The sequence below is a fragment of the Enterobacter cloacae complex sp. I1M genome (genome assembly GCF_014982425.1).
Taxonomy (GTDB): Bacteria; Pseudomonadota; Gammaproteobacteria; order Enterobacterales; family Enterobacteriaceae; genus Enterobacter; species Enterobacter intestinihominis.
This window is the reverse complement of record NZ_JADCLG010000007.1, coordinates 25,602-39,466: the sequence shown is the minus strand read 5'-3', so window position 1 is coordinate 39,466 and position 13,865 is coordinate 25,602. Positions and strand designations below refer to the sequence as shown.

Sequence of the window (13,865 nt, the reverse complement as noted above, 5' to 3'; positions counted from 1 at the left end):
TCAGCCCTGTGGGAGAGGGTAAGGGTGAGGGCATCAGACAGCGCCACCCTGACTAGCGACGGTTGCCGAAGATACGCAGCAGCATCAGGAACAGGTTGATGAAGTCCAGATACAGCGTCAGCGCGCCCAGAATCGAGTATTTGCGCAGGTTTGAACTGTCGCGAACATCAATTTGTTCACCGATGTTTTTCAGCTTCTGGGTGTCGTAGGCGGTTAAGCCCACGAAGATCACCACCCCGATATAGGTCACCGCCCACATCAGCGCGTCACTCTTCAACCACAGGTTCACCAGCGACGCCAGCACAATCCCTATCAGCCCCATAAACAGCATGTTGCCGAAGCCGCTCAGGTCACGTTTGGTGGTGTAACCGTACAGGCTCATCACACCGAACATCCCGCCGGTCACCACAAAGGTGCTGGCGATGGAGGAGTAGGTGTAAACGATGAAAATACTGGAGAGCGTCAGCCCGGTCAGCGCCGAATAGAGCATAAACAGCGTGGTCGCCATGCCCGCGCTGAGCTTGTGCACCAGCCCGGAGAGCACGAATACCAGCGCCAGTTGCGCAATAATCAGCCCAAAGAAGGTGATTTTGCTGGAGAAGATAAACATCATCAGTTCAGGCGTGTTTGCCGCATACCACGCGATAAACGCGGTAAGCAGCAGGCCAACCGTCATCCAGCCATATACCTGAGCCATGTAGGTTTGCAGCCCGCTACGGGTCTGCTGAACTATCGAATCGGAACGCGGAAATCGGTCCATGATTCACTCCTGATTAAGTAAACACACACGTTAAGACTAACACATCCACGTAAACCTGTTACCAGCGGCTGGCAGCCTGTTTGTCGCTGTCCCGCGATTCCACCCAGCGCTCACCTTCCGGCGTCGCTTCACGCTTCCAGAACGGCGCTTTAGTTTTGAGGTAATCCATGATGAACTCCCCCGCCGCAAAAGCACTCCCGCGATGGGCGCTGGTGACGCCGACAAACACAATTTCTTCGCCGGGCCACATTTCGCCGATGCGATGGATAACCGTAACGCGCCCCAGCGGCCAGCGGCCTCGCGCCTCTTCGACAATGGCCGCCAGCGATTTTTCGGTCATTCCCGGATAGTGCTCCAGCGTCAGCGCTTTTACGCTGTCGCCGAGATTATGATTACGCACTTTCCCGGTAAAGGTCACGACCGCGCCGTCTTCGTCGCGCCCGGCCAGCCAGTCATATTCCGTGCCCACGTTAAAACGCTCATGGCCAACCAGAATTCGGGTTTCCGTCATCTCAACCCCCTGTGACCGGCGGGAAGAAGGCCACTTCATCCCCATCAGCCAGCGGGTGGGTCAACTCCACCAGCGTCTGATTCACGGCGGCCAACAGTTTGCCTTCATCCAGCGCCAGCGCCCAGCGGTCGCTTTGCGCCGCCAGATGCGCACGCAGGGCGGCGACGTTTTCGAAAGAGCCGTCCAGCGTCAGGCTGTCGGTATTAACCAGCTCACGGACCTGGGCAAAAAAGAGCACCTTAATCATGGATTTCCACCTTAAAATCACCGGATTTGCCGCCGCTTTTTGCCAGCAGACGCACCGGGCCAATCACCATATCTTTCTGCACCGCTTTGCACATGTCGTAGATGGTCAGCGCCGCCACGGAGGCTGCCGTCAACGCCTCCATCTCCACGCCGGTTTTCCCGGTTAAGCGGCACAGGGACTCGATACGTACGCGGTTATGCTCCGGCTGCGCCTGCAAATTTACCTCCACTTTGCTAAGCATCAGCGGATGGCAGAGCGGGATGAGGTCCCAGGTGCGTTTAGCGGCCTGAATACCGGCGATGCGGGCGGTGGCAAACACATCACCCTTGTGATGGCTACCGTCGATAATCATCGCCAGCGTCTCCGGCAGCATGGTGACGAACGCTTCAGCACGCGCCTCGCGCACCGTTTCGGCTTTGGCGGAGACATCCACCATATGCGCTTCGCCAGCGGCGTTTATGTGGGTCAGTTGTGACATAGCTTATTTCTTTAAATGGGGATGGAAATTACACGGACGGGTACGGGCATCCAGCTGCGGGGCAATAATGTTTTCCCACGCGGTGCGGCAGGCTTTGGTCGAGCCCGGCATGGCGAAGATCAGCGTCTTGTTCGCTACCCCCGCGACGGCACGGGACTGGAGCGTAGAGGTGCCAATCTCTTCAAATGAGAGCATGCGGAACACTTCGCCGAAGCCCTCTACTTCGCGATCGAACAGCGGAAGCAGCGCTTCCGGCGCCTGGTCGCCTGCGGTAAAGCCGGTGCCGCCAGTGATCAGTACAACCTGGACGTCATCACTCGCAATCCACTGTGAAACCTGAGCGCGAATGGTGTAACGGTTCTCTTTGACGATCGCTTTATCAACAATCTGGTGCCCGGCTTCGTGTGCCGCCTCGCGCAGCCAGTGGCCGGAGGTATCATCCTCTTCACCACGACGTTCGGAAACGGTAAGAATTGCAATGCGTGTCGGGATAAATTCCGCGCTTACCTGACTCATCTTCTGGTTCCTTCTAAAGCCTGATTACCCGCCGATATAGGACAGGTTCTGAGTAATGCCGGTGTTGCCCTGATGCAGGAAATGGGTCTGCTTTTTGTGCGTCAGCGCCTCGGAAATGCGTGCTTCAAGCGCGTCCTGTTGGGCGTCGTCTTCCAGCAAATCGCGCAGATCGACGCCGCCATCCCCGAACAGGCAGAGGTGCAGCTTGCCAACAGAGGAGACGCGCAGGCGGTTGCAGCTGGCACAGAAGTCTTTTTCATAGGGCATGATCAGGCCGATTTCGCCTTCATAATCCGGATGACAAAAGACCTGCGCCGGGCCATCGCTGCGCTGGCGGATCTGGTGGATCCAGCCGCGTTTCAGCAGTTCGTCACGCAGGACCATGCCGGAGATGTGATGGCGACGGAACAGCTCGCTGCCCTCCCCGGTCTCCATCAGCTCAATAAAACGCAGTTGAATGCGGCGCGGTTTGATCCACGCCAGAAAGGTGTCCAGCTGATGGTGGTTCACATCACGCATCAACACGGTATTGACTTTGACCTTGTCGAAACCGGCGGTGAACGCGGCATCGATGCCGTCCATTACCTGCTGGAACTTATCCTGGCCGGTAATGGCGTGGAACTGACGGGCGTCCAGGCTATCGACGCTGACGTTGATCGCCGTCAGCCCCGCATCGCGCCAGTTCGCCACGTCACGCGCCATGCGGTAACCGTTGGTGGTCACCGCTATCTGGCGGATACGTTCGTTTTCACGCACGGCGGCAATGATGTCAGGGAAATCACGGCGCAGGGAGGGCTCTCCCCCGGTAAGACGCACTTTTTCCGTACCGAGTTCAGAGAACGCGCGCGTGACGCGGCGTACTTCTTCCACGGAGAGAAAGCCATTATTGGTGACGCTGCCCGGCTTGTAGCCATCGGGCAGGCAGTAGGTGCAACGGAAGTTACACACGTCGGTAATCGACAAACGTAAGTAGAAAAACTTACGCGCGAAAGTATCAGTAAGTTGTGAAGCCATGTACACCTTTCCAGATCGGGAGGCACAGTCATTTCTTTCTGTACCCTGGTGGCAAATCCGCCACGGCCAGGGCGCCATATCTCTCGACACAGGCGCCAGGGCTAGAGTGTATGTTTTCAGTTTTGAAAACGTGGTTATGGCGATAGTAGCGTGGAAATCGCCACTTCGCCATTGTCGCTTTTCGCTATATAAATTTATACATAACGATGTTATCGTGCATTTTCACTACAGAATACGCAAAAACAGCGCTTTCGCATTGATATACGTCATTATGGTTTGTGAGAGGCATCGTCTTTTAGGAGTAGTTGCGTTACTGTGACGCAAGCTTAACAGGATAAGGAATAGGTATGCGCAATCGCACTTTTGCGGATCTGGACCGCGTGGTCGCTCTTGGAGGAGGTCACGGTCTGGGACGGGTTATGTCGTCGTTATCGTCACTGGGCTCACGCCTGACGGGCATCGTGACAACAACGGACAACGGCGGCTCAACCGGGCGGATCCGACGTGCTGAAGGCGGGATAGCCTGGGGTGATATGCGCAACTGCCTCAACCAGCTCATCACTGAGCCAAGCGTGGCCTCGGCGATGTTTGAGTACCGTTTTGGGGGAAATGGCGAACTTTCAGGCCATAACCTTGGAAATCTGATGTTAAAGGCGCTGGATCACCTGAGCGTGCGCCCTCTGGAAGCGATCAATTTAATTCGTAACCTGCTAAAAGTGGATGCGTTCCTGATCCCGATGTCCGAACAGCCGGTAGATTTGATGGCGATCGATGCTGACGATCACGAAGTGTATGGTGAAGTGAATATCGACCAGCTTCTCCTTCCGCCAAAAGAGCTGATGACCTACCCCAGCGTACCCGCAACGCGTGAAGCGGTTGAAGCGATTGGCGATGCCGATCTGATCCTGATTGGGCCGGGGAGTTTTTATACCAGCCTGATGCCGATCCTGCTGGTGAAAGAGCTGGCGCAGGCGCTGCGCAGAACGCCTGCGCCCATGGTCTATATCGGTAATTTAGGCCGCGAACTCAGTCCGGCGGCGGCAAGCCTGTCGCTGGCGGATAAGCTGGACCTGATGGAACAGTATGTTGGTAAGAAAATTATCGATGGTGTCGTGGTCGGGCCAAAAGTAGATGTGTCGGGGATTGGCGATCGCGTGGTGGTGCAGGAGCCGCTGGAAGCCAGCGATATTAAATATCGCCACGACCGCCATCTGCTGCGCGAGGCGCTGGAGAAGGCGATTCAGGCATTAGGTTAACAAAAACCCCGGTGGCGCTGCGCTTACCGGGGCTACAAAAGACGCTAAACCTGTAGGCCCGGTAAGCGCAGCGCCACCGGGCAAAAAACTACGATGCCGCAATAAACAGATCCCGCAGCTGATGCAGCTGATCGCGGATTTGCGCGGCCTCTTCGAACTCCAGGTTCTGCGCATGCTGCATCATCTGCCCTTCCAGCTCGTGGATCTTTTGCTGCAACGCTTTCGGGGTCAGCGCGACGGTATCCTCTTCCACCACTGAACGGGCCTTGCCGCGGCCTTTCGCTTTGGTCTTCGCAATGTTCTGACCCAGCGCCAGGATATCCACCACCTTCTTGTTCAGCCCCTGCGGCGTGATGCCGTGCTCTTCGTTATAGCGCTGCTGCTTCTCGCGACGACGTTCCGTTTCGCCAATCGCTTTGGCCATCGACGGGGTGATTTTATCCCCGTACAGAATCGCCTTCCCGTTGACGTTACGCGCGGCACGGCCAATGGTCTGGATCAGCGAGCGCTCGGAACGCAGGAAGCCCTCTTTGTCCGCATCCAGAATCGCCACCAGCGACACTTCCGGCATATCCAGACCTTCTCGCAGAAGGTTGATACCCACCAGCACGTCGAACTCGCCCAGGCGCAGGTCGCGGATGATCTCCATACGCTCCACGGTATCAATATCCGAGTGCAGATACCGCACCTTCTCGCCGTGTTCTTCCAGATACTCCGTCAAATCCTCCGCCATACGTTTGGTGAGCGTGGTCACAAGCACGCGCTCGTTGATGGCAGAGCGGGCACGTATTTCCGAGAGCAGATCGTCCACCTGCGTCGCCACCGGACGCACCTCGATAATCGGATCCAGCAGCCCGGTCGGACGCACAACCTGGTCCACCACGTCATCACCGGATTTCTCCAGCTCGTAGTTGCCCGGCGTCGCCGATACGTAGATGGTCTGCGGAGCAAGCGCCTCAAATTCTTCAAACTTCATCGGACGGTTGTCCAGCGCTGACGGCAGTCGGAATCCGTACTCCACCAGCGTCTCTTTACGCGCGCGGTCACCGCGGTACATCCCGCCGATCTGGGGGATCGTAACGTGGGATTCGTCGATCACCAGCAGGCCGTCCGCCGGAAGGTAGTCAAACAGCGTCGGCGGCGCTTCGCCCGGTCCACGCCCGGAGAGGTAGCGTGAGTAGTTTTCAATGCCGGAGCAGTAGCCCAGCTCGTTCATCATCTCCAGATCGAACTGGGTACGCTGGCTCAGGCGCTGCTCTTCCAGCAGCTTGTTGTTCGCCAGCAGCACCTTGCGGCGGTCTGCCAGCTCAATTTTAATCTCTTCCATCGCCTGTACGATACGCTCGCGTGGCGTCACGTAGTGCGTTTTTGGGTAGATGGTGAAGCGCTGGATCACCGACTCCACATGACCGGTCAGCGGGTCGAACAGCGACAGGCGTTCAACCTCTTCATCGAACAGCTCTACGCGCAGCGCCATGTCGTCCGATTCCGCCGGGAAGATATCAATCACCTCACCACGTACGCGGAAGGTCCCGCGCTGGAACGCCTGATCGTTACGGGTGTACTGCAGCTCCGCCAGACGGCGCAAAATCGCCCGCTGATCGATGATCATCCCCTGCGTCAGGTGCAGCATCATCTTGAGATAGAGATCCGGATCGCCCAGGCCGTAGATCGCCGACACCGAGGCCACCACCACCACATCACGACGCTCCAGCAGCGCCTTGGTCGCCGACAAACGCATCTGCTCGATATGTTCGTTCACCGAGGCATCTTTCTCGATAAACGTGTCGGAGCTGGGAACGTAGGCTTCCGGCTGGTAGTAGTCGTAGTAGGAGACGAAATACTCCACCGCGTTTTCCGGGAAGAACTCTTTCATCTCACCATACAGCTGCGCCGCCAGCGTTTTGTTCGGCGCGAGAACCATCGTAGGACGCTGAAGATCGGCAATGACGTTGGCAATAGTGAAGGTTTTACCCGAACCGGTTACCCCCAGCAGGGTCTGGTGCGCCAGCCCGTCTTCCAGCCCCTCTTCCAGGCGACGAATGGCCTCGGGCTGATCCCCGGAAGGACGGAAAGCAGAATTCAATTTGAACGGTTTACTCATGGGCGACGACCTGATGACAGAATAAGCGGCAGGTGAGTAATTTTACTCGTTGTGGCCAGGATTGCCAGTAAAAAACACTGGATGGAAAACCAGTAGCGTGTCAGGATATTTAGCGTAGCGCAGAAAGGATTAGTGCGTTCGCGAGCTAAATTTCAACTGTGACAATATAAAACACCAGCCTCAGGGGGTTATCCCCAGAACTATTACTTTTTTAACATTTGTCAAGGGCGGTTATGAAAGTTTTATGGCAACAGGTGTCGCTGGCGCTGAGGGAATTGCTTTTATCTAATTCGTTAAAAAATATAGACTATTTCCTAAAGCCGCGTTTCGCATCAATTTGGGCGTAACCCGCGTATTCTCTCGCTTATCGCGTGTTTTCTAACTCTAATGCACAAGGTTATCCACAGGAATAGTGGATAACTGCCTCCAGCCCGTACAGCATGCACTCCAGCAAATTCCCGGTTTTTCCCACGAAGCGGCAGTAAAAAATTTTTATCACTCTTTTTTGCCTGGAAAACGTTCATTTTTTCATAAGTAACCGGCGAGATCTTAATCACAATTCCGTCATTTTCCCTGCACCACGATTCGACACGCACGGCACCGGGAGCGTGCAATTCGAACAAACGTTAAGCTTTTAGCAGTGGGTTATTCCTAAAAATGGCTCTTTTTTAATCATTATTTTGTTTCTGGCAGGCGTTTTGCAGATATCAGCCTGAGCATTACCCCACACATTTTTAAGGAGAGAAAGATGTTGAGTCTGCGTGCTGTAAATCAGTTTTACGGAAGCCAACATACGCTATGGAACGTGAATATCGATTTCCCGCAAGGCATCTGTACGGGCATTGTTGGCCTGCCTGGCATGGGTAAATCCACGCTCATGAACTGCATTACCGGAAAGGTGCCCGTTGAGAGCGGCACCATCATATGGCATGAAGCTGGCGCGCCGCCGCGTAATTTGCTCAGCCCTGCGTCAGCATTAACGGCGCCGCCAACGATAGGCTACGTCCCGCAGGATCGGCGGATATTTTCCCAGCTGACCGTCGATGAAAATCTGCATATCGCTATGCGGGCGACGGGGAAATCCGACCCGACATCAAAAAATGATGTGTACGCCCTGTTTCCGGAGCTCTATCCGCTGCGACAGAGCCGTGCCTCTGCGCTGTCCCCCGACGACCAGTATCAGCTTGCCCTCGCCAGTGCGCTGGTTAATCGCCCGCGCGTGTTGATTCTGGATGAGCCCATGTATGGCGCAGGGCAAGGCTTCGCCCGCAGGCTGGGTCAACTGCTGGTACGGTTGAATCGGGAGCTGGGAATGACGGTGCTGTTAGCGGAGCAACAGCTGTCGTTTATCCGCCGGGTAGCGGATCGTTTCTGCATGCTTTATCGCGGGCGTAACGTGGCGCAGGGCCACGTTAACGAGCTGGATGACGATCTTATTGCGCACTGGATGGCGCGGGACATAAGGCGCTGAGGTCAAGATAGCGTCCGGTTTCCGCCTGCTCTGCGCCGTCGGCAAGCCACGGGATCTCCCCGAGGAACGGCGCAGGCAGCATTCGCTTCAGCGTCGCCAGATACTCAGCATGACGTTTACCCGGCGCAACCACGTCATTGGCAATCCACCCAGCCAGACGCAACCCGGCCTGCTGCACCGACTGCGCGGTCAGCATGGCGTGGTTGATGCAGCCAAGCTTCACGCCCACCACCAGAATGACCGGAAGCTGTTCGGCCTGCACCCAGTCAGCAAACGTCTGCTCGTCAGACAGCGGGGTAAACCAGCCGCCAGCCCCCTCCACCAGCACCCAGTCGGCCTGCGTTTCCAGGTTGCGTAATCCGGAAGAGAGCACCGAAAAATCAATCGGACGATCTTCATCGGCGCTGACGATGTGCGGCGAGGTGGGTTCAGCAAAGGTATAGGGGTTCACCGCAGAATAGGCCAGCGCAAGGCTGCTGTTACGCTGTAGCGCCAGCGCATCAGTATTGCGTAAGCCTTCCGGCGTCATCTCGCTGCCGGAGGCTACGGGCTTATACCCGGCCGTTGTTTTCCCCAGCAGACGCGCCGCCTGCAACAGCGCGGCGCTGGCAACCGTTTTACCGACTTCGGTGTCCGTACCGGTAACAAAATAACGTTCAGTCACGTTCAATAATCCCATGAAAAAGATGATAAGAGAGCGGGAACCGGCCCCGATCCTGCGGCCAGGCCAGCCCGAGACGCTGGAGTTGTCCGCGGGTAAGGGGTTTCTTCTCCCGACCGGCGTGCAGGTGCGTCGCGCCTATGCCCTTAAGAGAGCGCATGGCGCTTAACGCATCGCTAAATTCGAGGGTGACGGTCTGGACCTCACTGCGATAGCGCCAGCCTGCCAGCGCCTGAGTGACCTGTTCGTGCGAGAGAAACCTGTTGGCGTGCGGCTGCGCATCCACCGCCCTCCACGCCTGATTCAGCTCCGGCAACGAACTTTCCAGCAGGGTGGTAAAGGCCACCGCTCCGCCGGGCCGTGCCACGCGGTAAAGCTCGCGTAACGCCTGCGACAGGCTGGTGCACCACTGCACCGCCAGATGGCTCCAGACGAGGTCAAACAGCGCATCCTCCAGCGGGATGGCCTCGATATCGGCCACCAGATAACGGTCTGCTGACTGCTGCTGGCGGGCTTCATCCAGCATCTGCGCGGATAAATCCAGCGCCGTGACGTGGCTGCCCGTTGCGCGCCAGTAGCGGCTATTGCCGCCTGGCCCGCAGCCCGCGTCCAGCACCTGCATAAAATGCCCCTCCCCGAGCGCGGCCAGCAGCCCGCGCGCGCTCAGGCGTTGCAGCTCATCGTGCTGTGAATAGCTTTGCGCTGCCCGGCCAAACGCAGCGGCAACGGCCTGTTTATTGACGGGAGACATACAGTGCCTCCAGAAGCGTATCGATATCCTGCGGCTCGTGCGCTGCCGTAAGCGTCAGACGCAAGCGCGCGGTGCCTGGCGGCACGGTGGGTGGGCGGATCGCCGTGACCCACTGCCCGCTTTCTCGTAGCGCCTGTGCCAGCATCAGCGCCCGATGGTTTTCACCCACAATCACGGGCTGAATGGCGCTGTGCGAGTCGGTAAGCCGGTAAGGCAGTTCGCTTACCCCCCGGCGGAAACGCTGAATATGGTCGGCCAGGCGAGCCCGGCGTTCAGCGCCGTCTTCGCCGCGGATCACCGCAAGCGACGCAGAGAGTGCCACGGCCTGCGCCGGGGGCATGCTGGTGCTGTAGATCAGGTGCCGGGCGAACTGCACCAGGTAGTCGGCCACCGGCTCGCTGCACAACACCGCGGCACCGCTGACGCCGAAGCCTTTGCCGAAGGTGACCACCAGCAGTTCCGGCCTGACGCCCTGCTGATAAGCGCTTCCGCGCCCCTCCTCGCCGGTGACGCCTATGCCGTGGGCATCGTCGACCAGCAGCCAGGCGTTCTGCTGCTTTGCGACGTCATGCAAGGTGGCAAGGGGCGCGCTGTCGCCGTCCATGCTGAATACCCCTTCCGTGACCGCCAGCTGAAGCCCTGAACAGGGTTTACCCAGCAGGACGTTCAGCTGAGAGGCATCGTTATGGGCAAAACGCCGCAGCTGTGCCGGGCTGAGACTGGCGGCTTCAAGCAGGGAGGCGTGGCTCAGGCGGTCCGCGATGATGCGGTCGTCTTTGCCCATCAGGGCGGCAATCACCGCCTGATTCGCGGCAAAACCGGAGATAAACAGTAGCGCCCGCGGGTAGCCCAGCCAGTCGGCCAACGCTTCCTCCAGCGCCTGATGGGCCGTGGTGTAGCCGCTGACGTGCCCGGAGCCACCGCTGCCCACGCCGTAACGATCCGCGCCCTGCTGCCAGGCACGAACGATTTGCGGGTGCTGGCTCAGGCCCAGATAATCGTTGCTGGAGAAATTACAGAACCGCTCTCCTTCCCGGGTGAGAAAACGGCCTGCACCGTTTTCCACTACCCTGCGTACCCGAAACGCATCCGCCGCCCGCCGCTCGTCGAGCGCGGTCCTGATACGTGCCTGCCAGGTCATACGGCTGCCGCGTTGTAGAACTGGTCAGTGTCGGCGTTGAATATCTGCTGCTCCAGCTGCTGTTGTTGCTCGTTATCCCCCGCCTGTACCCCGGTCTGGTGTGGGTTCAGCCCCAGCTTGCGGAACAGCTGAACGTCTTTGTCCTCTTCCGGGTTTGGTGTGGTCAGCAGTTTGCAACCGTAGAAGATGGAGTTGGCCCCGGCCATAAAGCACATTGCCTGGGTCTGCTCGCTCATCTGCTCGCGACCGGCAGAGAGGCGAACGTAAGAGGTTGGCATCATGATGCGCGCCACCGCGATGGTGCGGATGAAATCGAAGGCATCCACGTCCTCATTATCCGCCAGCGGCGTGCCTTTTACCTTCACCAGCATGTTGATGGGCACGCTTTCCGGAGGGGTCGGCAGGTTCGCCAGCTGTAACAGCAGGCCGGCACGATCTTTTACCGTTTCGCCCAGTCCCACGATCCCGCCGGAACAGACCTTGATCCCCGCATCACGCACTTTATCCAGCGTGTCCAGACGCTCCTGATAGGTGCGCGTGGTGATGATGTTGCCGTAGAATTCCGGCGAGGTATCGAGGTTGTGATTGTAGTAATCCAGCCCTGCCGCCGAGAGGCGCTGCGCCTGCTCCTCGTTAAGCGTACCCAGGGTCATGCAGGCTTCAAGCCCCATCTCCTTCACCCCCTTCACCATCTGCTCCAGATAGGGCATGTCGCGGTCATGGGGGTTTTTCCACGCCGCGCCCATGCAGAAGCGGGTTGAGCCAGCGTTTTTGGCCTTGCGCGCGGAGTCGAGCACCTGCTCGACTTCCATCAGGCGCTCGGATTCGAGACCGGTTTTATAGCGCGCGCTTTGCGGGCAATATTTGCAATCTTCCGGGCAAGCCCCGGTTTTAATCGACAGCAGCGTGCTGACCTGAACATGACGCGGATCGAAGTGCTGGCGGTGCACCTGTTGCGCCTCAAACATCAGCTCCAGGAAAGGTTTGTTGAATAATTCAGTGACTTGCGACATCGTCCAGCGTGCGTGGTGAGCCATCGGGCTTCTCCAAAGGGTTTTGTTAATTGTCGGTTCGGTTTATACTTGTAAACCTAAAACTTTTCAAAATGGTTTACAAGTCGATTATGACCCAGGACGATCTCGCCTTCGACAAGCAGCATATCTGGCACCCTTACACCTCCACGACCCGCCCCCTTCCCGTCTATCCGGTAGCCTCGGCCCACGGCTGCGAGCTGCATCTCGCCAGCGGCGAGCGGCTTGTTGACGGGATGTCCTCCTGGTGGGCGGCGATCCATGGCTACAACCACCCGCGTCTGAACGCGGCGATGAAAGCGCAGATTGACCAGATGTCACACGTGATGTTTGGCGGGATCACGCATCAGCCCGCGGTGGATTTATGCCGTCGCCTGGTAGCGATGACGCCTGAATCGCTGGAGTGTGTTTTCCTGGCTGATTCCGGCTCGGTGGCCGTGGAAGTGGCGATGAAAATGGCGTTGCAGTACTGGCATGCGAAGGGCGAAACGCGCCAGCGGTTCCTCACCTTCCGCAACGGCTATCACGGCGACACCTTCGGGGCGATGTCGGTGTGCGATCCGGACAACTCCATGCACAGCCTGTGGAAAGGCTACCTGCCGGAAAACCTGTTTGCGCCAGCCCCGCAGAGCCGCTTCGACGGCGAATGGGACGAGATGGACATGGTGGGCTTCGCACGGTTGATGGCAGCCCATCGCCACGAGGTTGCCGCCGTTATTCTCGAACCGATTGTGCAGGGCGCGGGCGGAATGCGGATGTATCACCCCGAGTGGCTGAAGCGCATTCGGAAGATGTGCGACCGCGAAGGGATTTTGCTGATTGCCGATGAGATCGCCACCGGCTTTGGCCGTACCGGGAAGCTGTTTGCCTGCGAGCATGCGGGGATCGCGCCGGATATTCTGTGCCTGGGGAAAGCGCTCACCGGCGGCACCATGACGCTCTCCGCCACGCTCACCACCCGCCAGGTTGCCGACACCATCAGCGACGGCGACGCGGGCTGCTTTATGCACGGCCCGACATTTATGGGCAACCCGCTGGCCTGCGCCGTGGCAAGCGAAAGCCTCGCCATTCTGGAGAGCGGCGAGTGGCAGACGCAGGTGGCGGCGATTGAGGCACAGCTGAAGCAGCAGCTAAGCGTGGCGGCGGATGCGGAATACGTCGCGGACGTCCGCGTGCTGGGCGCCATCGGGGTGATCGAGACAACGCATCCGGTGAACATGGCCGCGTTGCAGCGCTTCTTCGTTGACCAGGGCGTTTGGGTGCGACCTTTCGGTAAGCTGATTTACCTCATGCCGCCGTACAGCATTTCTCCGGATCAGCTCCACAAGCTGACCGGGGCAGTGGTTAAAGCCGTTAACATATCAGCGCATTTCACGATTTAACCCCATGCGTTACACTTTCTGAATGAGTGAGTAACGAGGGAAATAGGATGAAAATCATCAGTAAAGATTTGCGCGACGGCGAAAAGCTGCCGGAACGTCACGTGTTTAACGGGATGGGTTATCAGGGAGATAATATCTCTCCCCATCTGGCGTGGGACGATGTACCAGCGGGAACCAAAAGTTTTGTCGTGACCTGCTACGATCCGGATGCGCCAACCGGCTCGGGCTGGTGGCACTGGATCGTGGCAAACCTGCCCGCCGACACCCGCGTGCTGCCGCAGGGTTCCGGTTCCGATCTGGTTGCCCTGCCCGACGGTGCGATTCAGACCCGCACGGACTTTGGCAAAGCGGGCTACGGCGGCGCGGCGCCGCCAAAAGGGGAAACGCACCGCTATATCTTCACGGTGCACGCGCTGGATGTGGACAAGATTGAGGTTGACGAAGGGGCGAGCGGGGCAATGGTAGGCTTTAACGTCCATTTCCATTCGCTGGGCAGCGCGTCGATTACGGCGATGTATTCATAAAAAAAGCCGGGTGGCGGC

15 protein-coding genes and 1 riboswitch are annotated in these 13,865 nt (G+C 58.1%); of the genes, 4 read left to right on the top strand and 11 right to left on the bottom strand.

All coding sequences use genetic code 11. From position 1 onward, the window contains the following. Window positions 1–52 precede the first annotated feature (52 nt). The 6 genes from INF86_RS03295 to moaA form a co-directional block, all read right to left on the bottom strand. Window positions 53–760, bottom strand: coding sequence for a Bax inhibitor-1/YccA family protein (locus INF86_RS03295; RefSeq protein ID WP_015571081.1), 708 nt, complete (start codon window positions 758–760; stop codon window positions 53–55). A 58-nt stretch (window positions 761–818) separates the two neighbouring features. Further along, window positions 819–1,271, bottom strand: coding sequence for a molybdopterin synthase catalytic subunit MoaE (moaE, locus tag INF86_RS03290; RefSeq protein ID WP_022647503.1), 453 nt, complete (start codon window positions 1,269–1,271; stop codon window positions 819–821). Window position 1,272: 1 nt separating this feature from the next. Beyond that, the gene (gene moaD / locus INF86_RS03285) at window positions 1,273–1,518 is read right to left on the bottom strand and encodes a molybdopterin synthase sulfur carrier subunit (RefSeq protein WP_038415713.1); all 246 of its coding nucleotides are present in this window, start codon (window positions 1,516–1,518) and stop codon (window positions 1,273–1,275) included. Then, window positions 1,511–1,996 carry a cyclic pyranopterin monophosphate synthase MoaC gene (gene moaC / locus INF86_RS03280; RefSeq protein ID WP_023305732.1) on the bottom strand — a complete coding sequence of 162 codons (486 nt, stop codon included), beginning with the start codon at window positions 1,994–1,996 and terminating at the stop codon, window positions 1,511–1,513. Before moaC ends, moaD begins: the two co-directional genes overlap by 8 nt. Window positions 1,997–1,999: 3 nt before the next feature. Further along, a complete protein-coding gene (gene moaB / locus INF86_RS03275; RefSeq protein ID WP_193543223.1) occupies window positions 2,000–2,512 on the bottom strand; it encodes a molybdenum cofactor biosynthesis protein B in 513 nt (170 codons plus the stop codon). 24 nt (window positions 2,513–2,536) lie between these two features. Further along, the gene (gene moaA, locus INF86_RS03270; protein WP_063850470.1) at window positions 2,537–3,526 is read right to left on the bottom strand and encodes a GTP 3',8-cyclase MoaA; all 990 of its coding nucleotides are present in this window, start codon (window positions 3,524–3,526) and stop codon (window positions 2,537–2,539) included. After that, window positions 3,514–3,647, bottom strand: a riboswitch (molybdenum cofactor riboswitch). It overlaps the preceding gene by 13 nt. Before the next feature lie 226 nt (window positions 3,648–3,873). On the opposite strand from moaA, the gene yvcK reads away from it, so the two are divergent. Continuing rightward, on the top strand, window positions 3,874–4,782 hold the full coding sequence (yvcK, locus tag INF86_RS03265) for a uridine diphosphate-N-acetylglucosamine-binding protein YvcK (RefSeq protein ID WP_063164000.1): 909 nt from the start codon (window positions 3,874–3,876) through the stop codon (window positions 4,780–4,782). Between the two features lie 88 nt (window positions 4,783–4,870). Here yvcK and uvrB read toward each other — a convergent pair whose 3' ends face one another. Further along, window positions 4,871–6,886, bottom strand: a complete 2,016-nt coding sequence (uvrB, locus tag INF86_RS03260) for an excinuclease ABC subunit UvrB (protein WP_003858519.1) — start codon at window positions 6,884–6,886, stop codon at window positions 4,871–4,873. Between the two features lie 748 nt (window positions 6,887–7,634). On the opposite strand from uvrB, the gene INF86_RS03255 reads away from it, so the two are divergent. Then, window positions 7,635–8,357 carry an ABC transporter ATP-binding protein gene (locus INF86_RS03255; RefSeq protein WP_023305730.1) on the top strand — a complete coding sequence of 241 codons (723 nt, stop codon included), beginning with the start codon at window positions 7,635–7,637 and terminating at the stop codon, window positions 8,355–8,357. Here INF86_RS03255 and bioD read toward each other — a convergent pair. Genes bioD through bioB form a run of 4 tightly spaced genes read right to left on the bottom strand, consistent with a single transcriptional unit; the run spans window position 8,320 to window position 11,947 of the window. Beyond that, window positions 8,320–9,021 carry a dethiobiotin synthase gene (gene bioD / locus INF86_RS03250; protein ID WP_074142847.1) on the bottom strand — a complete coding sequence of 234 codons (702 nt, stop codon included), beginning with the start codon at window positions 9,019–9,021 and terminating at the stop codon, window positions 8,320–8,322. The genes INF86_RS03255 and bioD overlap by 38 nt on opposite strands. Beyond that, window positions 9,014–9,769 carry a malonyl-ACP O-methyltransferase BioC gene (bioC, locus tag INF86_RS03245; protein ID WP_022647496.1) on the bottom strand — a complete coding sequence of 252 codons (756 nt, stop codon included), beginning with the start codon at window positions 9,767–9,769 and terminating at the stop codon, window positions 9,014–9,016. The genes bioD and bioC overlap by 8 nt, the downstream gene beginning before the upstream one ends. Continuing rightward, entirely contained in the window at window positions 9,753–10,910 is a 1,158-nt protein-coding gene (bioF, locus tag INF86_RS03240) for an 8-amino-7-oxononanoate synthase (RefSeq protein WP_193543222.1), read from the bottom strand. Before bioF ends, bioC begins: the two co-directional genes overlap by 17 nt. Beyond that, window positions 10,907–11,947 (bottom strand): biotin synthase BioB, encoded by a 1,041-nt coding sequence (gene bioB / locus INF86_RS03235; protein WP_017384942.1) that lies wholly within the window; start codon window positions 11,945–11,947, stop codon window positions 10,907–10,909. Before bioB ends, bioF begins: the two co-directional genes overlap by 4 nt. Window positions 11,948–12,015: 68 nt before the next feature. Here bioB and bioA point away from each other — a divergent pair, with 68 nt between their 5' ends. Together bioA and INF86_RS03225 are read left to right on the top strand one after the other, a co-directional pair. Further along, window positions 12,016–13,323, top strand: coding sequence for an adenosylmethionine--8-amino-7-oxononanoate transaminase (bioA, locus tag INF86_RS03230; RefSeq protein ID WP_063138029.1), 1,308 nt, complete (start codon window positions 12,016–12,018; stop codon window positions 13,321–13,323). Window positions 13,324–13,370: 47 nt separating this feature from the next. Continuing rightward, a complete protein-coding gene (locus INF86_RS03225; protein ID WP_003858531.1) occupies window positions 13,371–13,847 on the top strand; it encodes a kinase inhibitor in 477 nt (158 codons plus the stop codon). Window positions 13,848–13,865: the final 18 nt, after the last annotated feature.

What these genes read in the sequence shown, in the direction of transcription:
- INF86_RS03255 (WP_023305730.1), top strand. Translation starts at nt 7,635, where the DNA reads ATGTTGAGTCTGCGTGCTGTAAATCAGTTTTACGGAAGCCAACATACG.
- bioC (WP_022647496.1), bottom strand. Translation starts at nt 9,769, where the DNA reads ATGTCTCCCGTCAATAAACAGGCCGTTGCCGCTGCGTTTGGCCGGGCA.
- bioB (WP_017384942.1), bottom strand. Translation starts at nt 11,947, where the DNA reads ATGGCTCACCACGCACGCTGGACGATGTCGCAAGTCACTGAATTATTC.
- moaD (WP_038415713.1), bottom strand. Translation starts at nt 1,518, where the DNA reads ATGATTAAGGTGCTCTTTTTTGCCCAGGTCCGTGAGCTGGTTAATACC.
- moaB (WP_193543223.1), bottom strand. Translation starts at nt 2,512, where the DNA reads ATGAGTCAGGTAAGCGCGGAATTTATCCCGACACGCATTGCAATTCTT.
- moaE (WP_022647503.1), bottom strand. Translation starts at nt 1,271, where the DNA reads ATGACGGAAACCCGAATTCTGGTTGGCCATGAGCGTTTTAACGTGGGC.
- moaC (WP_023305732.1), bottom strand. Translation starts at nt 1,996, where the DNA reads ATGTCACAACTGACCCACATAAACGCCGCTGGCGAAGCGCATATGGTG.
- INF86_RS03295 (WP_015571081.1), bottom strand. Translation starts at nt 760, where the DNA reads ATGGACCGATTTCCGCGTTCCGATTCGATAGTTCAGCAGACCCGTAGC.
- yvcK (WP_063164000.1), top strand. Translation starts at nt 3,874, where the DNA reads ATGCGCAATCGCACTTTTGCGGATCTGGACCGCGTGGTCGCTCTTGGA.
- INF86_RS03225 (WP_003858531.1), top strand. Translation starts at nt 13,371, where the DNA reads ATGAAAATCATCAGTAAAGATTTGCGCGACGGCGAAAAGCTGCCGGAA.
- bioF (WP_193543222.1), bottom strand. Translation starts at nt 10,910, where the DNA reads ATGACCTGGCAGGCACGTATCAGGACCGCGCTCGACGAGCGGCGGGCG.
- moaA (WP_063850470.1), bottom strand. Translation starts at nt 3,526, where the DNA reads ATGGCTTCACAACTTACTGATACTTTCGCGCGTAAGTTTTTCTACTTA.
- uvrB (WP_003858519.1), bottom strand. Translation starts at nt 6,886, where the DNA reads ATGAGTAAACCGTTCAAATTGAATTCTGCTTTCCGTCCTTCCGGGGAT.
- bioA (WP_063138029.1), top strand. Translation starts at nt 12,016, where the DNA reads ATGGTTTACAAGTCGATTATGACCCAGGACGATCTCGCCTTCGACAAG.